General features: G+C 71.0%; 20 protein-coding genes. 9 read left to right on the forward strand and 11 right to left on the reverse strand.

Annotated features, from left to right (window positions below; all coding sequences use genetic code 11):
* Positions 1–15 precede the first annotated feature (15 nt).
* Genes lnt through OG210_RS30290 form a run of 3 tightly spaced genes read left to right on the forward strand, consistent with a single transcriptional unit; the run spans position 16 to position 2,961 of the window.
* On the forward strand, positions 16–1,617 hold the full coding sequence (gene lnt / locus OG210_RS30280; RefSeq protein ID WP_328323793.1) for an apolipoprotein N-acyltransferase: 1,602 nt from the start codon (positions 16–18) through the stop codon (positions 1,615–1,617).
* A 34-nt stretch (positions 1,618–1,651) separates the two neighbouring features.
* Positions 1,652–2,146 carry an NUDIX domain-containing protein gene (locus OG210_RS30285; RefSeq protein ID WP_328323791.1) on the forward strand — a complete coding sequence of 165 codons (495 nt, stop codon included), beginning with the start codon at positions 1,652–1,654 and terminating at the stop codon, positions 2,144–2,146.
* Between the two features lie 11 nt (positions 2,147–2,157).
* Positions 2,158–2,961 (forward strand): 3-hydroxybutyrate dehydrogenase, encoded by an 804-nt coding sequence (locus tag OG210_RS30290; protein ID WP_328323789.1) that lies wholly within the window; start codon positions 2,158–2,160, stop codon positions 2,959–2,961.
* Positions 2,962–2,969: 8 nt separating this feature from the next.
* On the opposite strand, the gene OG210_RS30295 is transcribed toward OG210_RS30290, so the two are convergent.
* Positions 2,970–3,836 carry a PaaX family transcriptional regulator C-terminal domain-containing protein gene (locus OG210_RS30295; protein ID WP_371540544.1) on the reverse strand — a complete coding sequence of 289 codons (867 nt, stop codon included), beginning with the start codon at positions 3,834–3,836 and terminating at the stop codon, positions 2,970–2,972.
* Between the two features lie 114 nt (positions 3,837–3,950).
* Here OG210_RS30295 and OG210_RS30300 point away from each other — a divergent pair, with 114 nt between their 5' ends.
* The 3 genes from OG210_RS30300 to OG210_RS30310 all read left to right on the forward strand — a co-directional run bounded on the left by OG210_RS30300 (position 3,951) and on the right by OG210_RS30310 (position 7,926).
* A complete protein-coding gene (locus tag OG210_RS30300; RefSeq protein ID WP_328323786.1) occupies positions 3,951–4,583 on the forward strand; it encodes an XRE family transcriptional regulator in 633 nt (210 codons plus the stop codon).
* Between the two features lie 42 nt (positions 4,584–4,625).
* Positions 4,626–5,888, forward strand: a complete 1,263-nt coding sequence (locus tag OG210_RS30305; RefSeq protein ID WP_328323784.1) for an EfeM/EfeO family lipoprotein — start codon at positions 4,626–4,628, stop codon at positions 5,886–5,888.
* Between the two features lie 184 nt (positions 5,889–6,072).
* Complete coding sequence (locus OG210_RS30310; RefSeq protein ID WP_328323782.1) at positions 6,073–7,926, forward strand: alkaline phosphatase family protein; 1,854 nt, start codon at positions 6,073–6,075, stop codon at positions 7,924–7,926.
* 92 nt (positions 7,927–8,018) lie between these two features.
* On the opposite strand, the gene OG210_RS30315 is transcribed toward OG210_RS30310, so the two are convergent.
* The 10 genes from OG210_RS30315 to OG210_RS30360 form a co-directional block, all read right to left on the reverse strand.
* The gene (locus OG210_RS30315) at positions 8,019–8,786 is read right to left on the reverse strand and encodes a hypothetical protein (protein WP_328323780.1); all 768 of its coding nucleotides are present in this window, start codon (positions 8,784–8,786) and stop codon (positions 8,019–8,021) included.
* Between the two features lie 198 nt (positions 8,787–8,984).
* A complete protein-coding gene (locus tag OG210_RS30320; RefSeq protein WP_328323778.1) occupies positions 8,985–9,959 on the reverse strand; it encodes an acetylxylan esterase in 975 nt (324 codons plus the stop codon).
* A gap of 4 nt (positions 9,960–9,963) precedes the next feature.
* A complete protein-coding gene (locus OG210_RS30325; protein ID WP_328323776.1) occupies positions 9,964–12,417 on the reverse strand; it encodes a polysaccharide lyase 8 family protein in 2,454 nt (817 codons plus the stop codon).
* Positions 12,411–13,046 carry a DUF624 domain-containing protein gene (locus OG210_RS30330; RefSeq protein ID WP_328323774.1) on the reverse strand — a complete coding sequence of 212 codons (636 nt, stop codon included), beginning with the start codon at positions 13,044–13,046 and terminating at the stop codon, positions 12,411–12,413. The genes OG210_RS30325 and OG210_RS30330 overlap by 7 nt, the downstream gene beginning before the upstream one ends.
* Positions 13,047–13,048: 2 nt before the next feature.
* Positions 13,049–15,022 carry a hypothetical protein gene (locus tag OG210_RS30335; RefSeq protein ID WP_328323772.1) on the reverse strand — a complete coding sequence of 658 codons (1,974 nt, stop codon included), beginning with the start codon at positions 15,020–15,022 and terminating at the stop codon, positions 13,049–13,051.
* A 2-nt stretch (positions 15,023–15,024) separates the two neighbouring features.
* Positions 15,025–16,812, reverse strand: a complete 1,788-nt coding sequence (locus tag OG210_RS30340) for a heparinase II/III family protein (protein ID WP_328323770.1) — start codon at positions 16,810–16,812, stop codon at positions 15,025–15,027.
* Positions 16,800–17,564, reverse strand: a complete 765-nt coding sequence (locus tag OG210_RS30345; RefSeq protein ID WP_328323768.1) for an SDR family NAD(P)-dependent oxidoreductase — start codon at positions 17,562–17,564, stop codon at positions 16,800–16,802. Before OG210_RS30345 ends, OG210_RS30340 begins: the two co-directional genes overlap by 13 nt.
* A 24-nt stretch (positions 17,565–17,588) precedes the next feature.
* Complete coding sequence (locus tag OG210_RS30350) at positions 17,589–18,488, reverse strand: carbohydrate ABC transporter permease (RefSeq protein ID WP_328323766.1); 900 nt, start codon at positions 18,486–18,488, stop codon at positions 17,589–17,591.
* The gene (locus OG210_RS30355) at positions 18,475–19,440 is read right to left on the reverse strand and encodes a carbohydrate ABC transporter permease (RefSeq protein ID WP_371539729.1); all 966 of its coding nucleotides are present in this window, start codon (positions 19,438–19,440) and stop codon (positions 18,475–18,477) included. The genes OG210_RS30350 and OG210_RS30355 overlap by 14 nt, the downstream gene beginning before the upstream one ends.
* 12 nt (positions 19,441–19,452) lie before the next feature.
* Complete coding sequence (locus tag OG210_RS30360; RefSeq protein WP_328323762.1) at positions 19,453–20,718, reverse strand: ABC transporter substrate-binding protein; 1,266 nt, start codon at positions 20,716–20,718, stop codon at positions 19,453–19,455.
* A 249-nt stretch (positions 20,719–20,967) separates the two neighbouring features.
* Here OG210_RS30360 and OG210_RS30365 point away from each other — a divergent pair, with 249 nt between their 5' ends.
* From OG210_RS30365 to OG210_RS30375, 3 genes are all read left to right on the forward strand, one after another.
* Positions 20,968–22,044 (forward strand): LacI family DNA-binding transcriptional regulator, encoded by a 1,077-nt coding sequence (locus OG210_RS30365; RefSeq protein WP_328323760.1) that lies wholly within the window; start codon positions 20,968–20,970, stop codon positions 22,042–22,044.
* Between the two features lie 129 nt (positions 22,045–22,173).
* Positions 22,174–23,127: an ABC transporter substrate-binding protein gene (locus OG210_RS30370; RefSeq protein ID WP_328323758.1), complete on the forward strand. Its 954-nt coding sequence runs from the start codon at positions 22,174–22,176 to the stop codon at positions 23,125–23,127.
* 1 nt (position 23,128) lies between these two features.
* Positions 23,129–24,112, forward strand: a complete 984-nt coding sequence (locus OG210_RS30375; RefSeq protein WP_328323756.1) for an amino acid ABC transporter permease — start codon at positions 23,129–23,131, stop codon at positions 24,110–24,112.
* Positions 24,113–24,120: the final 8 nt, after the last annotated feature.

Consider the following 24,120-nt stretch of genomic DNA (forward strand, 5'->3'; position numbering starts at 1 on the left):
CGTAGACTCCGCCTGGTGAGCGCCCCCACCACACCCACGGCCGAGTCCGAGCGGCTCGCCCCGCAGCCCGCCGAAGAGTCGCGCGGACGGCGGCTGACCCGCCGCCTCGCACGGCCCGCCGCCGCTGCCGCGTCCGGCCTGCTGCTGTACGCCAGTTTCCCGCCACGGCCCTTGTGGTGGCTGGCACCCGTCGCCTTCGCCGTGCTGGGGCTCGCCCTGCACGGACGCCGGGCCCGGGCCGGATTCGGCCTCGGCTACCTCGCTGGCCTCGGGTATCTGCTGCCGCTGCTGGTCTGGACGGGTGTCGAGGTCGGACCCGGCCCCTGGCTGGGCCTGGCGGCGGTCGAAGCGCTCTTCATCGCTGTCGCGGGTGCGGGCATCGCGTACGTCTCCCGGCTGCCGCTCGGCCCGCTCTGGGCCGCCGCGGCGTGGATCGCCGTCGAAGCGGCACGCGCCCGGGTGCCGTTCGGCGGGTTCCCCTGGGGGAAGGTGGCCTTCGGGCAGCCCGAGGGCGTCTTCCTGCCGCTGGCCGCCGTCGGAGGGACGCCGCTGCTCGGCTTCGCCGTCGTCCTCTGCGGCTTCGGCCTGGGCGAGCTGGTACGCCGCTGGGTCACTCTGCGGCACTTCGCGGACCGCCGGATCGTCACCGCCGCCGTCCTCGCCGTCGCGCCGGTCGCGGGCGGGTTCGCCGCGCTGCCGCTGGTCAGCACCAGCGCCCAGGACGGCACGGCCACGGTCGCCCTCATCCAGGGGAACGTCCCCCGGATGGGACTCGACTTCGCCACCCAGCGCCGCGCGGTGCTCGACCACCATGTGAAGGAGACGCTGAAGCTGGCAGCCGATGTGAAGGCGGGCCGGGCCAAGCAGCCGGACCTGGTGCTGTGGCCGGAGAACTCGTCGGACATCGACCCGTACCTCAACGCCGACGCGTACGACGAGATCGACGAGGCGGCCAAGGCGATCAAGGCGCCCATCTCGGTCGGCGCCGTCGTCACCCCGGACAACGGGGCGGGTGCGCCGCTCAATCAGCAGATCCTCTGGGACCCCAAGAAGGGCCCCGTCGACACGTACAACAAGCGCCGGCTCCAGCCGTTCGGCGAGTACATGCCCGACCGGTCGTTCTTCCGGCTGTTCAGCTCCGACGTGGATCTGGTCCGCAAGGACTTCGTCCCGGGGCACAAGGCAGCCGACTTCGACATGGCGGGCACCAGGGTCGGGCCTGTCACCTGTTACGAGGCCGCGTTCGACTGGACCGTAAGGGACCAGGTGAAGGCGGGGGCGCAGATCATCTCCGTACCGAGCAACAACGCCACCTTCGACCGCAGCGAGATGACCTACCAGCAGCTCGCGATGTCGCGGGTACGGGCCGTCGAGCACAGCAGGGCCGTGATGGTCCCCGTCACCACCGGGGTGAGCGCGGTCATCCGGCCGGACGGATCGGTCGCGCAGCAGACCAAGATGTTCACCGCCGCCGCGCTGGTGGCCGATGTGCCGAAGCGCTCGTCGGAGACCCCGGCCACCCGGATGGGGACGCTTCCCGAGTGGCTGCTCGTCGCGCTCGCCGCCGGCGGCGTCGGCTGGGCGGCCACCCGCTCGGTGCGGCGGCGCAGGCCCTGAAGGAGCCGGCCGGGGCGCCGGTTAGGGTCGGGGCATGGCTACTCCTGACTTCATCCGCGAGATCCGGGCCACCGCCGGCCACCAGCTGCTCCTGCTGCCCGGTGTGAGTGCCATCGTCTTCGACGACGAGGGGCGGGTGCTGCTCAACCGGCGCGCCGACACCGGTAAGTGGTCGATCATCGGTGGCATCCCGGAGCCGGGTGAGCAGCCCGCCGACACGGCCGTCCGGGAGGTCTACGAGGAGACAGCCGTACGGTGCGTGGTGGAGCGGGTGGTCCTCGTCCAGGCGCTCAGGAAGATCCAGTACCCGAACGGCGACCACTGCCAGTTCATGGACATCAGCCTGCTCTGCCGGGCGACGGGGGGAGCGCTCCGGGTCAATGACGACGAGTCCCTGGATGTCGGCTGGTTCGCCGTCGACGCTCTTCCGGAGCTGGCCGACTTCGCGCTGACCCGGATCAAGCGGGCCCTCGCCGACGGCCCCACCTGGTTCGAACCGGCCACCTTCGCCCCCGGACCTGACGCCTAGGCTGTGGCCCCATGACCACGCACCCCGCTCCCGCGTCCGCATCCGCCCCGCTCGGCCTCGATCTCGCGGGCCGTACCGCACTCGTCACCGGGGCCGCGAGCGGCATCGGCGCCGCCTGTGCGCTCCGCCTCGCCGCCGCCGGTGCCACGGTGCGGGCCGTGGACCGCGACGAGGCGGGGCTCGAAGCGCTCGCCGGACGGGCTACCGGGCTGCCCGGCGCCGTCGAAGCGTACGGACTCGACCTGACCGACCTCGACGCCGCGGAGCGGGCCGCCGCCGGTACGGACGTCCTCGTGAACAACGCGGGCCTGCAACTCGTGCGGCCCATCGAGGACTTCCCGCCCGAGGTCTTCCACACCATCCTGACCGTGATGCTGGAGGCGCCCTTCCGGCTGATCAGGGGCGCCCTCCCGCACATGTACGGACAGGGCTGGGGCCGGATCGTCAATCTCTCGTCCGTGCACGGGCTGCGGGCCTCCGCGTACAAGTCCGCGTATGTGTCGGCCAAGCACGGGCTCGAAGGGCTCTCCAAGACGGCAGCGCTCGAAGGCGCCCCGCACGGTGTGACGTCGAACTGCGTGAACCCCGGCTATGTGCGCACCCCGCTGGTCGAGCGGCAGATCGCCGACCAGGCCGCCGCCCACGGGATCCCGCGTGAGCAGGTGGTCAGCGAGGTACTGCTGAAGGAATCGGCGCTCAAACGGCTTGTCGAGCCGGACGAGGTCGCCGAGGCCGTGGCCTATCTCTGTACGCCGCAGGCCGCGTTCATCACCGGTACCTCACTCTCGCTCGACGGCGGCTGGACCGCGCGTTAGTCGCGCGGTCAGGGCCTTCTCGCGACATAGGCGCGCGCGCCGTTCTCCAGCCGGGACTGGAGCGTGAAGAACAGCTCGGCGGCCCGGATCCCGACCCAGTCGTCCGGAAGCAGCTCCGCCGGGAGTCCCGGATCGAGGTACGGGAGCTGCCGCCAGTCGGTCAGCACCCGGACGTAGTCCACGAACGCGTCACGCTCGGCTGTGCCGGTGCCGCCGTTGCTGTCGTCATCGGCCTGCAGGCGGTCCGGAACCCCCTCGTGCTTCCGGACGAACTCGCCGTACAGCAGCTCCAGTTGGTCGAGATCCCACCACTCCCTGACCTTCTCCTCCAGCGGGCCGAACGCCAGGTGATCGGCGTGGAAGAGGTCGGCGTAGCCGTCCAGTTCCAGCCGGCGCAGCATCTCGGCCGTGGCGTCGTACAGATGCGCCGGAGCGATGTAGACCCCGGCGGAGGCCGTACCGAACCCGAGCCGCGTCAGCCGGGAGCGCATCAGGTGCCGCTTGCTGCGCTCGGACTCCGGTACCGAGAAGACCGCGAGGAGCCACCCGTCGGCCGGTGTCGCGCGGTCCCGGCGGAAGATCCGGTGGTCGCCCTCGCGCAGGACCGAAAGGCCCTCGTCGGAGAGTGCGTACCCCGCCGAGCCGTTCCGCCGTTCGGCCCGCAGGAGGCCCCGCCGCTTCAGCCGGGAGATCGACGACCGTACGGCGGGAGCCTCGATGCCCAGGTCCGCGAGCAGCTCGATCAGGGTGGCCACCGAGAGCCAGCCGCCCTCGGTCCTGGAGTACAGGCCGTACACCGTCACGATGAACTGCCGTGGCTGCGCGGAACCGGCTGCGGGCTCGCCCCTCGCGGGTTCATCCGCCTCTGCTGCGATCGTCACCCGGGGAGGTTATCAACGGGGCCGGTCACAGGCCGGGCCGGTTGACAGAACCTCTTGCCAGGACGGCAAATGAGGGTGACAGGCCGGACGACCGTGAAGGGGCAGGGCATGGCCGGAGAGACGACAGGCGACGACTTGGCATCCGTGCTGACGGCGGTGGGACCCAGGCTGCGCGTGCTGCGCAGGGACCGCGACATCACCCTCGCCCAACTGGCCGAGGAGACCGGGATCTCGGTGAGCACTCTGTCGCGGCTGGAGTCCGGGATGCGCAAACCCACGCTGGAGCTGTTGCTGCCGCTGGCGAAGGCGTACGGCGTGCAACTGGACGAGCTGGTCGACGCCCCGCCGACCGGCGACCCGCGTATCCACCCCCGCCCGGTCAAGCGCCATGGGACGACCTTCATCCCGCTGACCCGCCACCTCGGCGGGCTGCACGCCTACAAGCAGATCATCCCGGCCGGACAGCGGCGGCCGGGGCAGCTGGAACCGCGGGTGCACGAAGGGTACGAGTGGCTCTACGTCCTGTCCGGGAAGCTGCGGCTCGTCCTGGGCGAGCAGGAGTTGGTCCTCGGCGCGGGTGAGGTGGCCGAGTTCGACACCCGTACCCCGCACGCGTGGGACGGCGCGGGCCCGGAGGCCGTGGAGTTCCTCAGCCTGTTCGGCAAGCAGGGGGAGCGGATGCACGTACGCGCCCGTCCGGCCGGAAAGCGACGGACGGACGGGGAGGACGGCGTGCGGTGAATCCCGGCTGTGCCCGGGGCTGTTGATCCACCACGGTCTACGATGTCGTTCTTCCGCGTGCGCGTGCTGCTGCGTCAGGAGGCCGGTGTGCCGGACAGGAAAGGCGTACGTCGTCCGCGCCGTGCGGTGATCGCGGGCGGCGCGGCGCTGGCAGCAGTGCTGGCGCTCGCGGGCGCCGGAGCAGCCGGGCTGCTGGGCGGTCACGGACACTCCACCGCCGGGCACTCCGACGGTCTGCCGCACACCGGTGTCGAAGCGTCGGCGGGCAGCTGCGGTACCGGCTGGCACGACCCGCGCCCCGGTACCCAGGTCTTCGATGTGCACAACACGTCGGGCACGCCGGTCGAGGTGTATCTGAAGGACGCGTCGAGCGGCGCCGTGTACGGCGAGCTGGAAGGGCTCGGGCCCGGCACCACCCGGGCGCTCCGGGTGACCATCGCGGCCGGCTCCTACGCTTTCGGCTGCTTCCCGGACGACGCCGCTTCCGTCACGGGGCCCACCGTGCGGGTGCCGGGCGGCAGCGGCCGTGGCGGCCCGGCGGCGGTGCCCGTCAGCCAGCACGATCTGATCCCGCCGACGCTGAGCTACCAGAAGTGGGTCACCGGCCGGATGGGTTCACTCGTCGGCGCCGCACGGAAGCTCGACACCGCGGTCCGCGCGGGCGACCGGGCGACGGCCCGGAGGGCCTGGCTCACCGCGCACCTCGACTACGAGCGGCTGGGCGCCGCCTACGGCACGTTCGGTGACGCCGACGCGGCGATCAACGGAACGACCGCGGGCCTGGCCGGCGGCGTACACGACAAGGACTTCACCGGCTTCCACCGCATCGAGTACGGGCTGTGGCACGACGAGTCCGCCACCGCTCTGCGCCCGTTCGCCGACCGGCTGGTCAAGGACGTACTGACCCTGCGTACGGCGTGGCGGCAGGCCCGGATGGACCCGCTCGACCTCGGGCTGCGGGCGCACGAAATCCTGGAGAACACCGTGCAGTTCGAGCTGACGGGCCGCACCGACTACGGCAGCGGCAGCAATCTCGCGACGGCCCGTGCCAATCTCGACGGCACCCGGGTGGTCCTCTCCCGGCTGCGCCCGGTACTCACCGGCAGGTACCCGCGGCTGAAGCAGCTGGACGGTGAACTCGACCGGACCGGGGCGGTGCTGGACCGTCAGGAGCACGGCGGGCACTGGACCCCGCCCGCCCGGCTCGGCCGCGCACAGCGCGAGAAGGTGAACGCGGCCGTGAGCGGACTGGTGGAGCGGCTGGCGGACATCGCGGCTCTCTGCGACGTACGCCGGTCGTCCTGACTCCGCGCCCTGACGGGCCGTCCGGTCGGCGGGTGGTCCAGGCGGTTGACTCAACAGTTTGTTTGCTGAATTTTGTTTTCCCACCGGATGCCAGATGTTCACTCCCGTGTCATCGTGATGCATCGTGTCAGCATGATGAGCGGTGCATGACAGGGTGCACGGCCGAAGCGGAAGGCGGAAGCGCATGGGCAGCAAGGGCAGAGGAGGGGGCGCGCGCCGCTGGGGAGCGCTGGCCGGCGCCGCCGCGCTGACCGTACTCGGCGGCGCCGCACCCGTCTGGGCCACGGCGCCCGCCGCAGCGCACCACGGGAGTTCCACGGCGACGCCGGTGAAACACCTGGTGGTGCTCTTCGACGAGAACATCTCCTTCGACCACTACTTCGCGACCTATCCGCACGCCGCGAACACCGACGGTACGAAGTTCACCCCCTCCCCGCACACGCCGCGCGACATCGACAATCTCCGTACGGCCGGTCTGCTCGACAAGAACCCCAACCAGTACCTGCCCAAGCGGCTCACCCCGGACCAGGCCATGACCTGCGACCAGAACCACTCGTACGGTCCCGAGCAGTACGCATACAACGGCGGCAAGGCCGACAAGTTCGTCGAGAACACCGACTCGGGCAAGTGCTCGGGCAACCTCTTCGGCGAACCCGGCCTGGCGATGGACTACTTCGACGGCAACACCGTCACCGCGATGTGGAACTACGCCCAGCACTACGCCCTCAACGACAACTCCTTCGGCTCGGCGTACGGCCCCTCGTCACCCGGCGCCATCGAACTGGTCTCGGGCCAGACGCACGGGGTGGTGTCCACCGACCCCACGTCCTCCACCGAGAATCCGAAGCGGACCGACAAGCCCGATCCCGCAGCGGTCGCATCGCCGGACGCGCACGGCGTCGGCACCATGATCACCGACCCGGATCCGGCCTACGACGACTGCTCGGGCAACGACCACACCAGCAAATCCTCCCTCGCCGAGCTGGGCGGCAAGAACATCGGCGACCGGCTCAACGAGAAGAACGTCAGCTGGGGCTGGTTCCAGGGCGGCTTCCGGCCGAGCACCCCGTGGGACGGCACGACGGACCACCTCGCCAAGTGCGGCGGCACCACGCACGCCAACGTCGGCGGCGAGCAGGTCGTGGACTACAGCCCGCACCACGACCCCTTCCAGTACTACAGGTCGACGGCGAACCCGCACCACGTGGCCCCGAAGTCGGTCGCCGAGATCGGTCACGCCGGACAGGCCAACCACAACTACGACCTGACGGACTTCGACGCCGCCCTCAAGTCCGGCAACCTGCCGGCGGTGAGCTTCCTCAAGGCGCCCTCCTACCAGGACGGGCACGCCGGATACTCCGACCCCCTTGACGAGCAGGACTTCCTGATCGGCCAGATCAACAAGATCCAGCAGGCCCCGCAGTGGAAGGACACGGCGGTCGTTCTCGCCTACGACGACTCGGACGGCTGGTACGACCACGTGTACGCCAAGCCGCTCAACGGCTCGAAGGACATGACCAAGCAGACCAACGGCAGGACGGTGGACTCACCGGCCTGCCAGAAGGGGCCGGCGGCGGCGGGCGGCTATGCCGACCGGTGCGGTCCCGGTGCCCGTCAGCCGCTGATGGTCATCTCCCCGTACGGCAAGGTCAACAAGATCGACCACACCCGGACCGAGCAGACCTCCATCATCAAGTTCGTCGAGGAGAACTGGCACACCGGGCGTATCGGGGACCACTCCTTCGACACCCGGGCCGGATCGCTTTCCGGGATGCTCGACTTCCGCCACCCCAACGGCAAACAGGTGCTGCTGAACAAGGACGGCTCCGTCAGGTCGGCCGGCCCGATCCGGCCCGTGGCACCGGTCGCCGCGCGGATCACCGACCCGCAGCCGCAGGGCGTCGCCCTCCAGGAGCTCTCCGGGAGCGGAATGTCCCAGCCCGGTCTGCTGACCGCGGGCGTGCTGGGGGCGGTGGCGGTCGGTGGCGCCGGTGTCGTCCTGGCAGTCCGCCGCCGCTCCGGCCGGGGCGCGGCCTGAGCCGTACGGCATGACGTGGAGGACCGGGCCTCGGCCGGCCCGGCCCCCCGCGCAGCTGTCCGGCAGGCTGCCCCGCCCTGGTCCGGCCGCTCTCAGGTGGAGTTGGCCGGGCCGACCTGAGTCCGCAGCCTGGAGATGTCCACCGTCTGGTCGGCCGACGGAGTGCTCGATGGTACGGGTTGGTCGAAGCCGGAGAACCCCACGGTCGCCAGCGTGGTCCCGTCCTTGGCCTTCACCGCGACCTGGACGGGATAGGGCTTGCCGTGCGTCGCCACGTACAGGGTCTCCAGCTGGCCGCCGCGCACCCCGCTGACCGGGACGACGTCGGTTCCGTGGAGCTTCGTCACCTTGCCCTTGGTGAGGTGACCACCACCCGAAGTGCCCGATTCCGTACTCGTCTTGAGGAACGAGTTCAGATCGCAGACCTGCGCCAGGCCCTGCAGCGGCAGGTTGTTCGACGAGCCTTCGAGATAGCGTCCGTTGAGGGCCGTGTTGGCGGCGTTGCCTCCCGGCACCTGGTTCTTCCAGAACGCGGCGTCCGGCTTGATCCAGATCTTGGGGCCCCGCTTGATGATCTGGACGGAGCCCTGGCCGCCCAGGCTCACCGAGCCCCGGCAGTTGGCCTGCCGGTCGAGGGTGAGTTCCATGGAGGTGGGGGTGCCCCTCGAACCGAACCTCCCGTGGACGCTGATGTGCAGCGACGAGGTTCCGAAGAGGGCGTCGTGTGCCTTGTTGGCGATCTCCTGGGCCGGCAGCGATGCTGTCCCGCCGTCCGCCACGGCTGAGCTGCCCGCGGCGATCGTCAGAACGACTGCTGCCGCACCTGCTGCCAGTGGCCTGGCCGTGCGGTGTCCTGTCAACGTCGCCTCCTGAGATGTGCCTGGTCAAGGCCTGTGAGACGTACACGACGAGGCTACGCCCGCCATGCGGGTGACGCACGGCGGGCGGTTCGCGGAGGCCCTGGGGGCGCCCGCACCCGGCCCCTGAGCGTGTCTCCTGGGCGGTGCGGCCGGGGGAATCGGGCGGGGGACCGGCTGGGGGACCGGCCGGGCGGGCGGCTACCCGGCGAAGACCCCGCGCAGCGCCTTGATCTTGCGCGGCAGGTCGTACTCGGCGCCGCCCTCGTGCCCGTTGTACGGGAACACCTCGATCTCGGCGGGACCCGCATAGCGGTGATAGGCGGCGAAGACCGTGGACGACGGGCAGATCCTGTCCATCAGCCCCACCGAGAACCACGCGGGCGCGGTGGCACGCGCCGCGAAGTTGACCCCGTCGAAATAGGAGAGCGTCTCCATCGCCTCGCCGATCCGGAACCGGTGCCCGGACAGCCAGCGCGCTATCTCCGCGTACGGCCCCGAGTCGGTGATCTGCGAGGCGCGGCGGTAGTGGCAGAGGAACGGCACGTCGGCCACGGCCGCCACCACGTCGTCGCGCAGCCCCGCGACCGCCAGTGACAGGCCGCCGCCCTGACTCCCGCCGAGGACCGCGACCCGTGCGGCGTCCACCGCCGGATGGGACCGCACCGCGTCGACCGCCCGCACCGCGTCCGTGATCAAGCGCCGGTAGTAGTGCAGATGCGGGTCCTCGATACCGCGGGTGAGGAAGCCGGGCGACGACGAACCGTGCCCGTCGGGGCCGATGTCCGGGGTGTCGGCCGTCTGCTTGCCGCCACCGCCCTGGCCGCGGTTGTCCATCACCAGATGGGCGTGGCCCAGCGCGCTCCAGGTCAGCCAGGAGTAAGGGATGCCCCGGCCGCCGTTGTAGCCGATGTACTGCACCACGGCGGGCAGCGGCTCCGCCCGGTCGCGGGGCAGCAGCAGCCAGGCCTTCACCGGCTGCCCGCCCCAGCCGCGGAACGTCACGTCGAACACGTCGACGGTCGCGAACCCGGCGTCGTACGGGACGAACCCGGCGTCCACCGGGTGCCGGGCGCTCTCGCCCAGCGTCTTCTCCCAGAACGCGTCGAAGTCCGCGGGTTCCTGCGGCTCCGGCCGGTACTCGCGCAGCCGGTCGAGCTCCATGTCGAACAGCACGGGACTAGCTCCTCTTCAGAGTGAGACCGAGGGTCGCGCCGTGGCGGCCCGAGGTGTCGGCGGTGATCCGGATGCCGTCCGGCGTGGGGGCCGTGCTCACGCCGGGGTCGGCCGATGCGACGGTGAGGCCGCGCTGCGCCAGCGTGACGGTGACCGAGTCGCGCAGCTGGGTCGGGTCGGAGAGCGCCACGGCGACCGTCTTCCCGTCCGGCCGCACCAGCACCGACGCCGGCCCGTCCGACGCGAGCTCCTGCGCCGTGCCCGCGGTCCAGAAGTTCGCCGCGAGCAGACCGTCCGCGACGCGCCGTACCGCGTGGACCGCGGGGGTGGCCGCGGTCAGCTCGACGGGCGGGGCCTGCGACCACAGCCGGGTACGTTCGGCCGACGCGGCGGGGGCCTGGAGCCAGAAGTACCCGGCGCCGTCCGGCGCCTCGCCGTGGTCCTGCCACAGCGTCAGATAGGGGCGGGTCACCGGGGTGTCCGTGCCGTATTTGGTGTTGATCTCGCGCCAGGCCGCCGTACGTTCCTCACGCAGGCCGCGCAGTGTGGCGGGCGCCGGGAAGACATAGCCGCCGGTGCCTTCCAGATGCAGCCAGCTCACCTTGTCGAGCCCGGCCGACCAGCCGGCGTCCGTGGCCGCCGGCACTCCGTCGACCAGCAGCGCCGCTCTCGCGTCGCGCAGCTTGCGGTTCTCGATGACGGTCTCGGCCCGGCCCGCGTCCGCGGTGATCCCGGAGCCGGTGCAGGCGATCACGTCGTCCAGACAGAACCAGCTCTTGAGCCCGGTCAGCGTGGAGCCGTACGCCCGCAGCTCCATGCCGTACGCGCCCAGCGTCGTCCCCGGCAGCGCGGTCCCGCCCGCCCAGTCCGCCGTACTGGTGGTGCGCTGCCCGGCGGCGTCGGCCGGACGGCCGGCCACGACGGTGGTGCCGGGCAGCCGCGCCGGGTCGACGGTCGGCCAGTAGTCCTCGCTGTAGTGCCCGAGATCATCGGTGTACAGCAGCACCATCCCGTCCGAGAGGTGCCAGCCGTGCAGGTTCTCGTTCTGGATCGACTCGTAGTTGTAGATCCGCGTCGAGTAGGCGGAGACACCGAGCGCGAACGACGGCCGGTGGTGCGCCGCCTTGTCCATCCGCGGGTACTGCTGATGCGCGACCAGCCGGCCGCGCGCGGGGACCGCGGACGCGATGACCTGCCGCGCGGCGACCAGCGACGCCAGATCGGTCACGCCGAGGAAGTCCCGGTACGTGTCCTCGGCGATCCACTGCTTGACCAGCGCGGTGAAACGGTCGGCGGTCTCGCCGGGGAAGCCGGGAATCAGCCGCACCACCGCCTCGATGACCGTCTGCGCCGAGACATGGCCCTGCTTGCTGGGCCGGGCGATCTCGCGCCCGCAGACCGAGGCCATCACGTCGCCGCGCGCGATCAGCGGGTCGAACCCCTCGTCGACCCAGCGGCGGACGTTGTCCAGGTCGGGATCGGTGACGGCCCAGCCGGTCCCGGCGAGCAGATGCAGAAGCCGGGAGAGGTTGTTGAGCAGCTCCTTGCCGTACCCCCCGTTGTACGGGTGCTTGTAGTGCTGGAGGAACGACCCGTCGGAGTAGAAGCCCTCACCGGTGCCCTCCGCCGCCGCGCTCACGTCGTTGAAGGCGAGCACGCTGTTGGCGCCCGAACCCTCGGTGTCCGACAGGGCGTCGCGCACCCGCACCAGGTCGTCGCCGTCGTCCCGCAGCACGGCGTTGACGGCGACCACCGTCGAGATCCACACCCGGTTGGCGCCGGTCGCGATCTGCCGGTCGGCCCGCCAGAGGTTCGGGTCCGGGGTGTAGTGCCGCACCGCTTCGGTGATCCGGGCCAGCCGGTCGGCGCCGAGCGCGTCGTGGAGGAGCACCGCAGCGTCGTTGAGGGCGAGCGCCGAGCCGATCTCCCAGTCCCAGTCGTTGTCGTACCGGGTGTGGGCGGCTCCGTACCGGTTCGTCAGCATCCAGTCGACCCCGGCCAGCAGCAGATCGCGCAGCGCGGTGTCGCCGTACTGCGGGGTGCCGGGGACCGCCCACGCGGTCGCGGCCGTGGCGAGCCGCTTGAACGCCGTCGTGACCTGGTTGGAGAGCGTCGTGCCGGTCAGATCGGGGAAGAGGCCGTCGGTCCGGGTGGGGTCGAGCCCCTTCACCGCGGTGGCCCCCGCCTGCCCGGCCCGCTCGACGGCCGCCGCGATCCGCTGGTCGCCCTGGTCCAGGTCCGGGCCGCCGGTGAGCAGGGTGTGCCAGCGCTCCCGCAGCGCGGCGGCGCCGCCCGTCGCGGCCCGCGCCGGGCTCGCTCCCAGGGCGGCGGGCAGTACGGCGGCCGCGCCGACCGCCGCCGCTCCGGCCAGGACGGTACGCCTGCTGGTCGCTCCCGGCAGAGCGTCGGCACGCTGCCCGGGATCTCCGCGGTGCGAGTGGTCTCTGTGGTTCAGCACGCTGGCCCCTTACTGCGGGTGAAGGCGGTATGGATCGGGGACGGACTGTCGCCGAAGGAGAGGGCGAGCAGTACCGGAACACTGGGACCGAGCAGCAGGGGACCCAGCGGTACGACGAGCGAGAGGAGCGCTGCCGAGACCACCGCGCCGAGGAGCGCGGTGCCACGGCCCGCCGAGCCGAAGCCGAGTACGAGCGCGCTCCGGGTCCAGGCGCCGGCCGAACCGTCCGGGTCCCGGCCCGCCTCGGCGGCGAGCGCCACATGGTGGATCACCGCGGCGGCCGCGATCCCCACCTGCGCGGCCAGCACCACGAAGGTCCAGGGCTCCGAACGGCCCAGCAGATGAACGATGTTGGCGGCGAGCACCCCAGCGGCCGCGGTGGACACCAGACCGTGCCGCCACAGGGACCGCCAGTACCGGGGGAACGCGGTGAACGTGTGGACGAAGCACCGGCTGTCGCCGTCCACCCGCCACCGCTGCAGGGCGTGCGCCATCGCGGCCAGCGCGGGCAGCCAGGTCACCACACCGAGCGAGAGCACGGCGAACGCCGCCCCGGCCGCCGCCGGGTACGCGACGAACTCCAGCCGGCGCAGCAGCGTCGGCCAACTGGACGAGAGGGTCCGGGCCATGGTCAGCCGACCTTTCCGGTGTACGGCTCGGCCGAGTCGAGCAGTACCCGGCCGTCCAGTTCGAGCCGCCGGGCCGCCACCACATACGGCGCCGAGCCGTCGGCGAGCAGCACGGCCGCCGCGTCGGCGGTGACCCCGGCCGCCCGGATCCGGCGGGCGGCGGGGGACAGGAGCACCCGCTCACCGTCCAGGGCCACGCCCTCGCCCGCCGCGCACTCCAGGGCGCGGGCCGTGGCCACCGCACCGGGTTCGACCGCGGTGAGGAACAGTCCGGACGCGGTACGCGCGGTGGTGGAGCGCAGTGTGTGCAGGGTGCGGGTGAGTTTCAGCTCCGGGGTACTGGACGTCGGGTTCGCCTCGACCTCCGTGACCTCCGAGGTCCACGCGGCGTCGTCCGGCGCGAACTGCCGTACGTGGGCGGTCGCTTCACCCGACCTGATCAGCCGGGTGCCGTCCGGCAGCTCCTCGGTGGGCGCGTCGGTCTGGAGCAGGAACGACCACTCCCGGCCGGTGTCCGCCTCGGCGAGGTCCAGCAGCACCAGCCGGCCCGCCGGGGTGAACACCAGAGTGCGGTCGAGCCTGCGCACCCCGAGCGCCGGACCGTACATCGCGGCGATCTCCGCCGTGGCGTGCGCCCAGCCCCCGGCCAGCAGCACATCGCGCTGTCCGGCCTGCCGTTCGTGGGGGATGTCCGCGTAGACGTGGTAGCGGTCCTCGTCCGCGTACCCCTGGCCGTCGACCAGCAGCAGATTGTGGTGCGCGGCCCGCTTGCGGTTGCTGTAGCCCTCGTCGACCGCGAGGAAAGCGCCCTGCGAGACCAGTACGAAGGAGCCCGAATCGGGGTGGTGGTGACCCTGGTTCAGCGTCTCCCAGCCCTGTTCGGCCCGGTGCTTCGCCGAGGTCTCCCATGCCTTGTGGCCACCGCCGGGACTCGCCTTGAACGACACCAGGGTGTCGCCGTCGTCCCAGCCGGTACGGGCGGTGAGCAGCCCCAGATCGGGGAAGAACGCCCGCGTGGCGGTGGGCCTGCGGGCCGGGACCGACGGGTCGTACCAGAGGTACTCCAGATACGCCTCCGGGAGGATTCCGGGCCGGACTCCGCTCTCCGCGGCCTCCGCGTGCAGCAGTTCGCCCGACGCCAGATCGCCCATCCACTGCGCCTCGGCGATGCCGTACTGCGCGGCGAGCCGGTAGTAGAGCCCGGCGCTGTGCCCGCTGCGCCGGTCGTGGCAGTCGCCGTGGTCCACATTGAGCGCGAACCCCGGTGCGGTCTGGTGCAGCCGGTAGTCGAACGTACGGGACAGGAACCCGCCGCGCTCCCACCAGTTGATGCCCTCCGCCTCCTGGAGCAGGTCCAGATGGATGGCGAGCCAGGGCACGCCGTAGCGCCAGTAGACGACGCCCTCGGCGTGCGAACCGTCATCGGGCAGCAGGTCGAGCACCCGGCCGAGGTTGTCCCTGGCCCGGTCGGTCCACTCCTGCTTGCCCAGCACGTATCCTGCGGTGGCGAGCCCCGCGTAGCAGATCCAGTTGTGGTTCTGCCAGTACGACGACGACCACCAGCGGCCCTCGGACGCCACCGCGAACTCGTGGAGACGGCGCCCCTGGAGGAGCAGTTTGTACTTGAGGAGGGCGCTCGTCCCGTCGGGCAGCACGTCCCCGGTCCAGCGGTACGCCAGGGAGAGATGGTGCAGCAGCCAGCCCGCGTCCAGATCGTGGTCCGGCATATGGGCTCTGCCCCAGTGCGGCAGCCGCACCGCGGCCTCGATCCAGCGGCGGCTCTCCGCGAGGTGCGCGGGGTCACCGCCCGTCCGGTACGCCAGTGCCGGGTTGGAGGCGGCGGGACCGAGCCAGGTGATGCTGGCCGACGGATGGCCGGCCGGCGGGGACAGCCCGCGCAGGCGGGCGGCCTCCTCGTACAGCCGGGCTTCCTGCGCGGGGCGCGGGCCGGGCGGCGGGGTCGCGGAGAGCAGCACGGTCAGTCCTCCGTCCGGAACAGCGCGGTCGAGCCGTCGGCCAGCCCGACCGTCAGTACGTCACCGTCCAGCCGTACGACGGTGACGTCCGGACCCGCACCGTCCGCCTGGTACACCGAGGCGAAGGTCACGTGCCGGGCCCCGGCGGTGAAGTCGACCCGGGTGCAGACGCGTTGCGGATCGTCGGCCGGACCAGGGCCCGGCACGGTCAGCGGGCGTACCGGGACCCCCGGGGTGTGGGTGTGCAGGCCGTGCAGCGTCTCGTCGCCGTGCCAGGTGGTCCGCACCGGTCCGGCGGCCGCGACCAGGACGTCCAGCGCGGTACCGGGCCGCAGCTGCGCGGTGAACCGGTGGGCGCTCCCGGCGTCCACCGTCAGCAGGTCCACCAGATAGCAGCTGCCGAGGGCGAGCCGCCGGACCGCGCGCACCCCCTCATAGGCCCCGCTCACCTCCGCCGTGACCGAGGAACTGTCCGAGCCGAGCAGCAATCCCGCGCACTCGGCCTGTTCCGTGCCGTCCGCGCGGAACGCCGGGTGCGCGTCGGACGACGCGTACAGGTCCCGGAACTCGACGTGTCCGTAGGGGACTTGGCCGGGATCCGGCTGCCAGGGCGTGGTGTCGCCGTACAGGTAGAGCGACAGCTTGTCGCGGTGCCCGTGCGAGCCTCCGTGCGGGCCGAAGTCCAGTACGGCGTGGATCCCCGCCCCGCGCAGCACCGCGTACCCGGTCACCGGGAACACGGTGACCGCGCCGGGCGCCGGGCGCTGCGGCAGCGGGGGTCCCGCGAACCAGCCGGCCAGCTCCCGGTCGAGCCCGTCGTCGCTGTCCCCCAGCTCCTGCCTGGCCCGGGCCGCGACCGCTTCGAGCCCGGCGGACGGCACCAACTGCTGAGCCAGCGCGACCAGTTCGAGCCATTCCAGGGCGAGCGGGCCGCGCAGATACGGACCGTCGTGCAGGGCGGGCAGAATCCCGCCCGCAGTCGCGACGGCCGCCAGCACATCCGCCATCCCGGCCAGTACGTCCAGGACATCGGCCGGGACGGCCGCCGGATCGGTCGCACGCAGCGCGAGCAGCGCGGCCCGCAGCACGAAGCCGTGGTAGTAGGTGCTGCCCTCCCACTCCCAGCCGTCGTCGGCGACCGCGGCCCGCAGATGCTCGTACAGGCCGTGCTCGCCCTCCAGCCACTGCTTCGCACCGTCCCACTCCCGGCCCCGCACCGCGGCCGACGCGCGCCCGGCTGCCGAGCCCGCCGCGTTCAGCCAGGCGGTGTAGTTGGATGCCAGGAGCCCCTGCCCGGTCAGCACCCCACGGGCGTCGAGAGCGGCCTGCTCCAGGGCGTCGAGCAGCGGCAGCAGCGGAGCCAGGTCCCCGGTGCCGCGCTCGGCGAGCGTGCTCACCGCGTGGCCGGTGTTCACCGCCCAGATGGCGTCGGTGAGCGCCTGGTGGAAGAGCCGGCCGCGCAGCATCCAGTCCTGGGCCTCCCCGTGCTGACGGTCCGCGAGCTCCGCGTAGAGCTGGGCGTACTCGGTCAGCCGGGCGACGGCCTCGGCGCGCTCGCCACGGTGGGCGAGCAGCCGCAGCCGCCGCGCCCACGCCTGGTGCGACAGCACCAGCCAGGCCCCGCGCACCTTCTCGTCGTCCACCCGGCAGCCGTGCGCGCAGCGCGCCCCGCCGTCGGGGAACACCCCGGCGAGCAGATCGCCGTGGTCGAGCTCCACCCCGTGGGCCGGGCAGACGTACGCGTGCCACCAGCCGCCCCGCTCGCGGGCGATCCGCTTCAGCGGGGCCATACGCCACCGTCGATGTCCACCGTGGTGGCGGTGAGGAAACCGGATGCGGGCGACGCCAGATGCACCACGGCCGCGCCGACGTCCTCGGGGGTACCGGCCCGGCCGACCGGGATGCCCGCTTCCATGGCCTGCTGGGCGGCGGGCGCGGTGAACGTGTCGTGGAAGGAGGTGCCCTTGATGAAGCCGGGGGCTACGGCGTTCACGGTGATCCCGTCCGCCGCGACCTCCTTCGCCAGCCCCTTGGTGAAGCCGCGCACGCCCGCCTTCGCCGCCGCGTACGCCACCGAGCCGGGGCCGCCCCCGTTGTGCGCGGCGAGCGACGACATGGTGATGATGCGGCCCGCCGACGACCGCGCGAGGTGCGGCAGCGCGGCGCGGCAGGTGCGGAACATCGACGTGAGATTGGTGGAGATGACCTGGTCGAAGTGCGCGTCGGTCATCTCGGTGATCTTCGCGCGGCCGATCAGATGGCCCGCGTTGCAGACCAGGATGTCGAGGCCGCCGAGGAAGCCGGTGGCCTCCTCCACCAGCCGGTCCACATCTGTGCTGACAGTCACGTCGGCGCGGAACGCCTTGGCCCGGCGGCCCAGCGCCTCGACCGCGGAGACGGTCCGCCCGGCCTCGTCGGCGGACGAGTGGTAGTGCACGGCGACATCGGCGCCCGCGTCGGCCAGGGCGACGGCGATGGCCCGGCCGATGCCGTGGCCGGCTCCCGTCACCAGGGCGCGGGAGCCGTTGAGATCAGCAGACATGGGTGAAGCCCTTTCTGGAGCCGGTCACTTGAGACCGGCGGTTGCGAAGCCCTGCACGAAATAGCGCTGGCCGATGAGGAAGAGGACGACCATGGGGAGGGTGGCCAGGGTGGTGCCGGCCATCAGGTACTGCCACTGGGTGCCGTTCTCGGTCTTGAAGACGGAGAGCCCCACCTGGATCACCCGCAGGTTGTCGCTGCGGGTCACCAGCAGCGGCCAGAGGAAGTTGTTCCACGACGCCTCGAAGGTGAGCAGCGCGACGGTGGTGAGCGCGGGCTTGACCTGCGGTGTCATGATCCGGGCGTAGATCCGGAGCTCGCCGAGCCCGTCGAGCCTGGCCGCCTCCTCCAACTCCACCGGCAGATCGAGGTAGAACTGCCGGAAGAGGAAGACCGCGAACGGGGTGACGGCGCCGGGCACGATCAGTGCCCACCAGGTGTCCAGCCAGCCGCTGCCGCCCTGGCCGAAGAGATTGTTCCCGCCGGCCAGCGGCATGAAGCGGACGATCAGGAACTCGGGCAGCACCTTGGTGTACGTCGGGATCATCAGCGCGGCGACGAAGAGGTAGAAGATGACCTCGCTGCCGCGGAACCTGATGCGGGCCAGCGAGTACCCGGCCATCGAGGCCACCACCACGTTGATCAGTGTGTGGCTGATGGCGATGACGAAGCTGTTCCGGGCGTACGTGGCGAACGGCGCGGCCTTCAGCGCGTCCGCGTAGTTGCTGAACTGCCAGTGCTTCGGGAGCAGTTCGGTGTGGGACGAGGCGATCTCCACCGGGGTCTTCAGTGAGGTGAGCACCATCCAGACGAACGGCACCACCATCAGCAGGGAGACCACGGCCAGTGTCACATGGAGTGCCACCCGGCCCGGCGCCACCGGCGCACGGCGGGGTCTCGGCCTGCGGAGCTCAGCTGTGGCCACGGGTGCCTCCCATGATCCGCCGGTTGACCAGGGTGAAACCCATCAGCAGTACGAAGAGCACCAGCGACTGCGCGCAGGCGTATCCGACGCGGAACTCCCGGAAGGCGGACTTGTAGATCTCGTACGTCATCATCGTGGTGCTGTCGGCGGGGCCGCCGTCGGTGAGGATGTAGATCTGGTCGAAGGACTGGAACGCGTTGATCATCGAGGTGATGAGGACGAAGAACGTCGCGGGATTGAGCAGCGGCACGGTGATCGAGAAGAACTGCCGTGCCCTGGAGGCGCCGTCCACCGAAGCCGCCTCGTACAGCTCCCTCGGCAGGGTCTGCAGCGCGGCCAGATAGATCAGCATCTTCATGCCGATGCCCTGCCAGATGCCGACGAGGATGACCGAGGGCATCGCCCAGGACGTCGAGACCAGCCAGGCCGGGCCGCTGATCCCGGCGAACGAGAGCAGCGTGTTGAAGAGGCCGTTCCCCGGGTTGTAGATCCACAGCCAGACCAGGGCGATGGCCACCGTCGCCGTCACCTGAGGCAGGAAGACCGCGGTGCGGAACAGACCGCGCGCCTTGAGCCCGGTGTGCAGGGCCAGCGCCAGCAGCAGCCCCAGCACCATGCCGACCGGCACGGTGAAGAAGGTGTAGACGACGGTGTTCACGATGGACTTGCGGAAGACCGCGTCGCCCAGCATCTCCCGGAAGTTGTCCAGGCCCACGAAGCGCGGTGCGGTCAGCACGTCGTACTTGGTGAAGGCCAGCACCACCGAGGCGAGTACCGGCAGACCGATCCAGAGCGAGGCGTGCAGCAGCGCGGGCGCCACCATCAGCATCCCGGCGCGGCGGCGTCTGCGGCCGGGGCCCGCCGGGGTGCGACGGGTGCGTACGGGGGTGGTGTTGCCCGGAGGGGAGGGCGGCCGGGCGGGCCGCGCCTTGAGTACGGATGGTGCTCCCACAGTGACGGGTCCTTACATCCGGCCGATGGCGGCCTCGGCGAGCCGGCCGAGTTCCGCGATGGCGTCCTTCGCGGACTGGCCGCCCACGATGGCGGGTTCCAGCGTCGGCTTGATCTTTTCGCGGATCTCCATCCAGGCCGCGGTGCCGCCCTCGGAGCAGGCGGCGCCCATGTTCCGGAGGGAGACGTCGACGAACTTGTTCTGCCTGACGTAGCCGGTCTTGTTGAGCTCGTTGAGTCCGGGCACCGAGCCGCGCTGTTCGGCGGCGCCGAGGATGGACGCGGGCGTCGCGAGGTACTCGACCAGGGCACGGGCCGCGGCCGGCTGCTTGGAGCTCGCGGACTGGGTGACGAGCGTGCCGCCCTGGAGCATCGCGGGCTTCCGGTTGGCGAGGACGAACGCGCCGACCTTGTCCTCCTTGATGAGCTCGGGGTTCTGCGTTTCGAGCTGTTTCCAGAGGGCGCTGCTCGTCATCATCATCGACGCCTTGCCGGTCTGGACGTTGGTCGGAGCGCCCAAGTCGGTCTTCTTCGTGTAGTCCGCCGAACCGTCGGCGATCAGGTCCTTGAAGAACTGCAGGGCCTCGACCCCGCGCGCGTCGGTGAACTGTGCCTTCTTGCCGTCGGCGCTGAACAGCGAGCCGCCGTTGGCGTAGAGGAAGGTCTCCCAGCACTGCCGCAGTTCGATCGAGAAGGGGTCGAAGCCCATCCGGCCGTTCTTCGTCAACTGCTTGGAGACCGCGCGCAGTTCCGCCCAGTTCGCGGGTGTCTTCCTGATGCCGGCCTCGGCGAAGTGGTCCTTGCGGTACACGACGATCCGGGTGTCGAGGACGACCGGCAGCGCGTACAGCTTCCCGTCGTAGCGGGACGGCTCCAGCACCCGCTTCTCGTAGTCGTGTGCGGTGGCCAGCTTCTCGGGCAGCGGGGCGATCGCCTGCTTGGCGGCGAACGGCGGGATCCAGCCGACGCCCATCATCAGGACGTCCGGCAGCAGCCCGCCCGCGAGGCCGGTGGTGATCTTCTCGTTGAGCTGGGTGTACGTGGTGTAGTCCACGTTGACCTTGACGTGCGGGTACTTCTTGCGGAACCCGCCGAGGATCTTCTGCTCCAGCAGCTGCTTGCCGTCGGAGCCTTCGTAGATCGGGGTGAGGAGAGTGATCTCGCCCTCGGCGGGGCCGTCGGCCGAACCCGCCGTCGTGGCGCCGGCGCCGCAACCGGTGAGGGCGACGGCGGTCCCCGCGCCGATGACCGTGAGCATCGACCGTCTGCTGAGTTCCATGGGGCACCCCTTTTGAGGTGAAGGTGGTGGATCGATCCAGTGCGTAGCACCCAAGCGAATGCGCCTAGCACCCCAGCAGATGGCTGAGATGTGCTTGTAAATCGATGCACTGAGACTAAGAACGCCTCCGGAACGACGTCAACAGCTGGTGCACAAGAATTTTTCGGAGAAGTTAACTGCTGTATCGGTGAAGACCGTTCAGTAAATCGGTACACTAATCCCGCTAGGGCGGTCCGAACCGGAGGTGGCATGAGCCAGGTAACGATCCATCAGGTCGCGGAGGCCGCGGGGGTCTCCGCAAGTACGGTCTCCAACGTCCTCAACGGGCGTACGGACCGGATGCAGGCCGCCACGCTCGCCCGGGTGGAGCAGGCGATCGAGCGGCTCAGCTACCGGCCCAACCGGGCGGCCAGGATGCTGCGCACCGGCCGCATCAAGGTCATCGGCCTCATCGTGCCGTCCGTGGCCAACCCCTTCTGGGGGTCGCTCGCCCGGGAGCTGGAGGCCATCGCGCTCGCCGAGGGCTACCACGTGCTGCTCTGCAACAGTGAGCGCGACCCGGCCCGCGAGCTGAAGTACGGCGAGGAGCTGCTGGCCGACGGGGTGAGCGGGGTCGTCCTCTGCTCCTCGCTGCCGTCGCTCGACCATGTGACCCCGCTGCTCAGCCGCGGGCTGAAGATGGTCGCCTTCGACCGCACCGCGCAGGCGGGCGACCCGCCGTCGCTGGCCAGTATCAGTGTGGACAACGCGATGGGCGCTGAGCTGGCCACCCGTCATCTGATCGAACTCGGCCACCGCAGGCTGGCGTTCGTCTCGGGTTCCGTGCACAGCGTCAACCGCCGGGAGCGGTTGCGCGGCTTCCGCGCCGCGCTGGAGGCGGCGGGGCTCGACCCCCGGGACGCGGTGGTCTGGCCGGGCGCGGTCACCACGGAGTTCGGCGACAAGGACGCGGCCGAGCTGGGCCGCAATGCCGCGCGGGAACTGCTGGCCGGGGACCGGCCGCCCACCGCGTTCGTCGCCATCAACGACATGTGTGCGATCGGGATCTGCCGGGGCGCCAAGGACGCGGGTCACCGTGCGGGGCAGGACATCTCGGTGGTCGGCTTCGACGACATCCTGCTCGCCGACCTCTTCGAACCGCCGCTGACCACCGTCCGCCAGCCGCTGCCGGAGATGGCGGCCGAGACCTTCCAGCAGCTGCGGGCCTGCATCGAGTCCGCGCCCGCGGCCGGGCGGTCCCTGCTGATCAGGCCGCGCCTGGTGGTACGGGAGTCGACCGCACCGGTGCACGGCGGGCGGCGGCTGCTGGACAGCCCGACCGGCTGACCCGGCGCGAGCCCGTTACCTGGATGTAATAGAAATTACAGTAGAGCGTTTATTACGGAAGTGTGTAACGTGCGGGATGCCATCCGGCGGTGAATCCACCGCACGGCACAACCGTGGGAGGCGCTTGTGTTGCACACCCGCTCATTCCGTCGCGCAGCAGCGGCAACCGCACTGTCCATCTCGTCGGCCCTCTCGCTGACCGCGTGCGGCGAGCACACGGACAGCGGGGGAGCCGCTCAGCCGGCCACCGCGAACATCGCGGGTGTGCACGTCACCCGCGACGCGGCACTGCACGCCGCTCTGCCCGAACCGGTCAAGTCCTCCGGCACGGTCCGGGTCGCCACCGACGCGCCGTACGCGCCGTTCGTCATGTTCGTGACCGATGGCGAGCCCGCGCTCACCGGCCTCGACTACGACCTCGGGCAGGCACTCGGCGCCAAACTCGGCGTGCGATTCGTCTTCAAGGCGCAGCAGTTCGACGGCATCGTGCCCGCGATCCAGGCGGGCAAGTTCGATGTGGTGATCTCGGCCATGACCGACAGCAAGGCGCGCCGGCGGGTCCTCGACTTCGTGGACTACTCCGTCTCCGGCTCGGGGATTCTCGTCACCAGGGGAAACCCGCACAGGATCGCCCGCCTGGACGATCTCTGCGGCAGAAAGGTGGGTGTGGAGGCCGCCGCCCATCAGCTGGACGTGCTCAAGGCGCACCAGTCCACGTGTGCTCACCTCGGCAGGGGCCCCATCGCGATCCAGAGCTTCCCCAAGGACTCCGACGCACAACTCGCCCTGCGCTCCGGGAAGGTCGCCGCCGATCTGCTGACCGAACCCGCGGCCGGATGGACGGCGCGGACCGCCGACGGAGGCCAGGCCTTCGCACTCGTCAAGGACCCGGCGCACGGCGCGGGTTACGACGCCACCCCCAACGGTATCGGCGTCACCCAGCGGCTTCCCCGGCTGACCGGCGCGATCCGCAAAGCCCTTCAGGAACTGATCGGCGACGGCACACTCAGGAAGATCTGCGCGAAGTACGGCGCGGCCTCCATCGCCGTGAAGGACGCGACCAGGAACCCGGCGGTGTCCTGATATGCGCGCCATCACACCGTCAGGAGCCGCGCAGGGCAGTGCCGCCGCCCCGCCGCCGCCCGCCCCGCAGAGCCTCACCCTCGTACCGGTCCGCCACTGGGGCCGGTGGATCGCCGCCGCGGTCGCGGCCGTCGCCCTCGCCGGACTGGTCGGTTCCGTTGCCCGGAACAGCAACCTGCACTGGCCCGTTGTCGGACGCTACGTCTTCGACGGCCTGGTCTTCCGCGGCCTGGCCACCACACTCTGGCTCACGGCTGCCGCGATGGCGCTCGGCCTCGGCCTCGGTGTCCTCGTGGCCGTGCTGCGCCTGTCGCACAACCCGGTCCTGAGCACTATGGCGACCTCGTTCGTCTGGTTCTTCCGCAGTACTCCGCTCCTGGTCCAGATCATCTTCTGGGGATATGCGGGCGCGCTCTACCACCACGTACTGATCGGAGTGCCGTTCACCCACATCACCTTCCTCACGGCGGACACCAACGCGGTGCTGACCCCCGCCGTGGCCGCGCTGCTGGCCCTGGGGCTGAACGAGGCCGCGTACATCAGCGAGATCGTCCGGGCCGGTATCCAGTCCGTCGATCCGGGACAGGCCGAGGCGGCCCACTCGCTGGGGATGGGGCCCGCCCTGACCACCCGGCGCATCGTGCTGCCCCAGGCCATGCGGGTGATCATTCCGCCGCTGGGCAACGAGACGATCAACATGCTCAAGATGACCGCTCTGGTCTCCGTGATCTCGGCGCACGACCTGATGTCCAACATCCAGGACGTGTACGCCCAGAACTACCAGGTCATGCCGATGCTCGTGGTCGCCGCCATCTGGTACCTGATCCTGGTCACCGCGCTGAGCCTGCCGCAGGCCTGGCTGGAGCGGCGGTACGGCCGCGGCGCGGCGGCACCTGCCGCAGGGCCGGTGAAGCGCCTCCTCACGGGCGCCGTCCTGCGCTTCGCCCGGCCCGCCCGCCCCGACGTACCGGAGATGGAGCGATGACAGTGGGA

This window comes from Streptomyces sp. NBC_00466, from assembly GCF_041433995.1.
Classification (GTDB): domain Bacteria; phylum Actinomycetota; class Actinomycetes; order Streptomycetales; family Streptomycetaceae; genus Streptomyces.

Excerpts from the sequence above, each read along its gene's own strand:
- OG210_RS30330 (WP_328323774.1), bottom strand. The coding sequence starts at position 13,046 with ATGGCCCGGACCCTCTCGTCCAGTTGGCCGACGCTGCTGCGCCGGCTG.
- OG210_RS30345 (WP_328323768.1), bottom strand. The coding sequence starts at position 17,564 with ATGTCTGCTGATCTCAACGGCTCCCGCGCCCTGGTGACGGGAGCCGGC.
- OG210_RS30360 (WP_328323762.1), bottom strand. The coding sequence starts at position 20,718 with ATGGAACTCAGCAGACGGTCGATGCTCACGGTCATCGGCGCGGGGACC.
- OG210_RS30340 (WP_328323770.1), bottom strand. The coding sequence starts at position 16,812 with ATGGCCCCGCTGAAGCGGATCGCCCGCGAGCGGGGCGGCTGGTGGCAC.
- OG210_RS30365 (WP_328323760.1), top strand. The coding sequence starts at position 20,968 with ATGAGCCAGGTAACGATCCATCAGGTCGCGGAGGCCGCGGGGGTCTCC.
- OG210_RS30375 (WP_328323756.1), top strand. The coding sequence starts at position 23,129 with ATGCGCGCCATCACACCGTCAGGAGCCGCGCAGGGCAGTGCCGCCGCC.
- OG210_RS30300 (WP_328323786.1), top strand. The coding sequence starts at position 3,951 with ATGGCCGGAGAGACGACAGGCGACGACTTGGCATCCGTGCTGACGGCG.
- OG210_RS30310 (WP_328323782.1), top strand. The coding sequence starts at position 6,073 with ATGGGCAGCAAGGGCAGAGGAGGGGGCGCGCGCCGCTGGGGAGCGCTG.
- OG210_RS30305 (WP_328323784.1), top strand. The coding sequence starts at position 4,626 with ATGTCGTTCTTCCGCGTGCGCGTGCTGCTGCGTCAGGAGGCCGGTGTG.
- OG210_RS30285 (WP_328323791.1), top strand. The coding sequence starts at position 1,652 with ATGGCTACTCCTGACTTCATCCGCGAGATCCGGGCCACCGCCGGCCAC.
- OG210_RS30290 (WP_328323789.1), top strand. The coding sequence starts at position 2,158 with ATGACCACGCACCCCGCTCCCGCGTCCGCATCCGCCCCGCTCGGCCTC.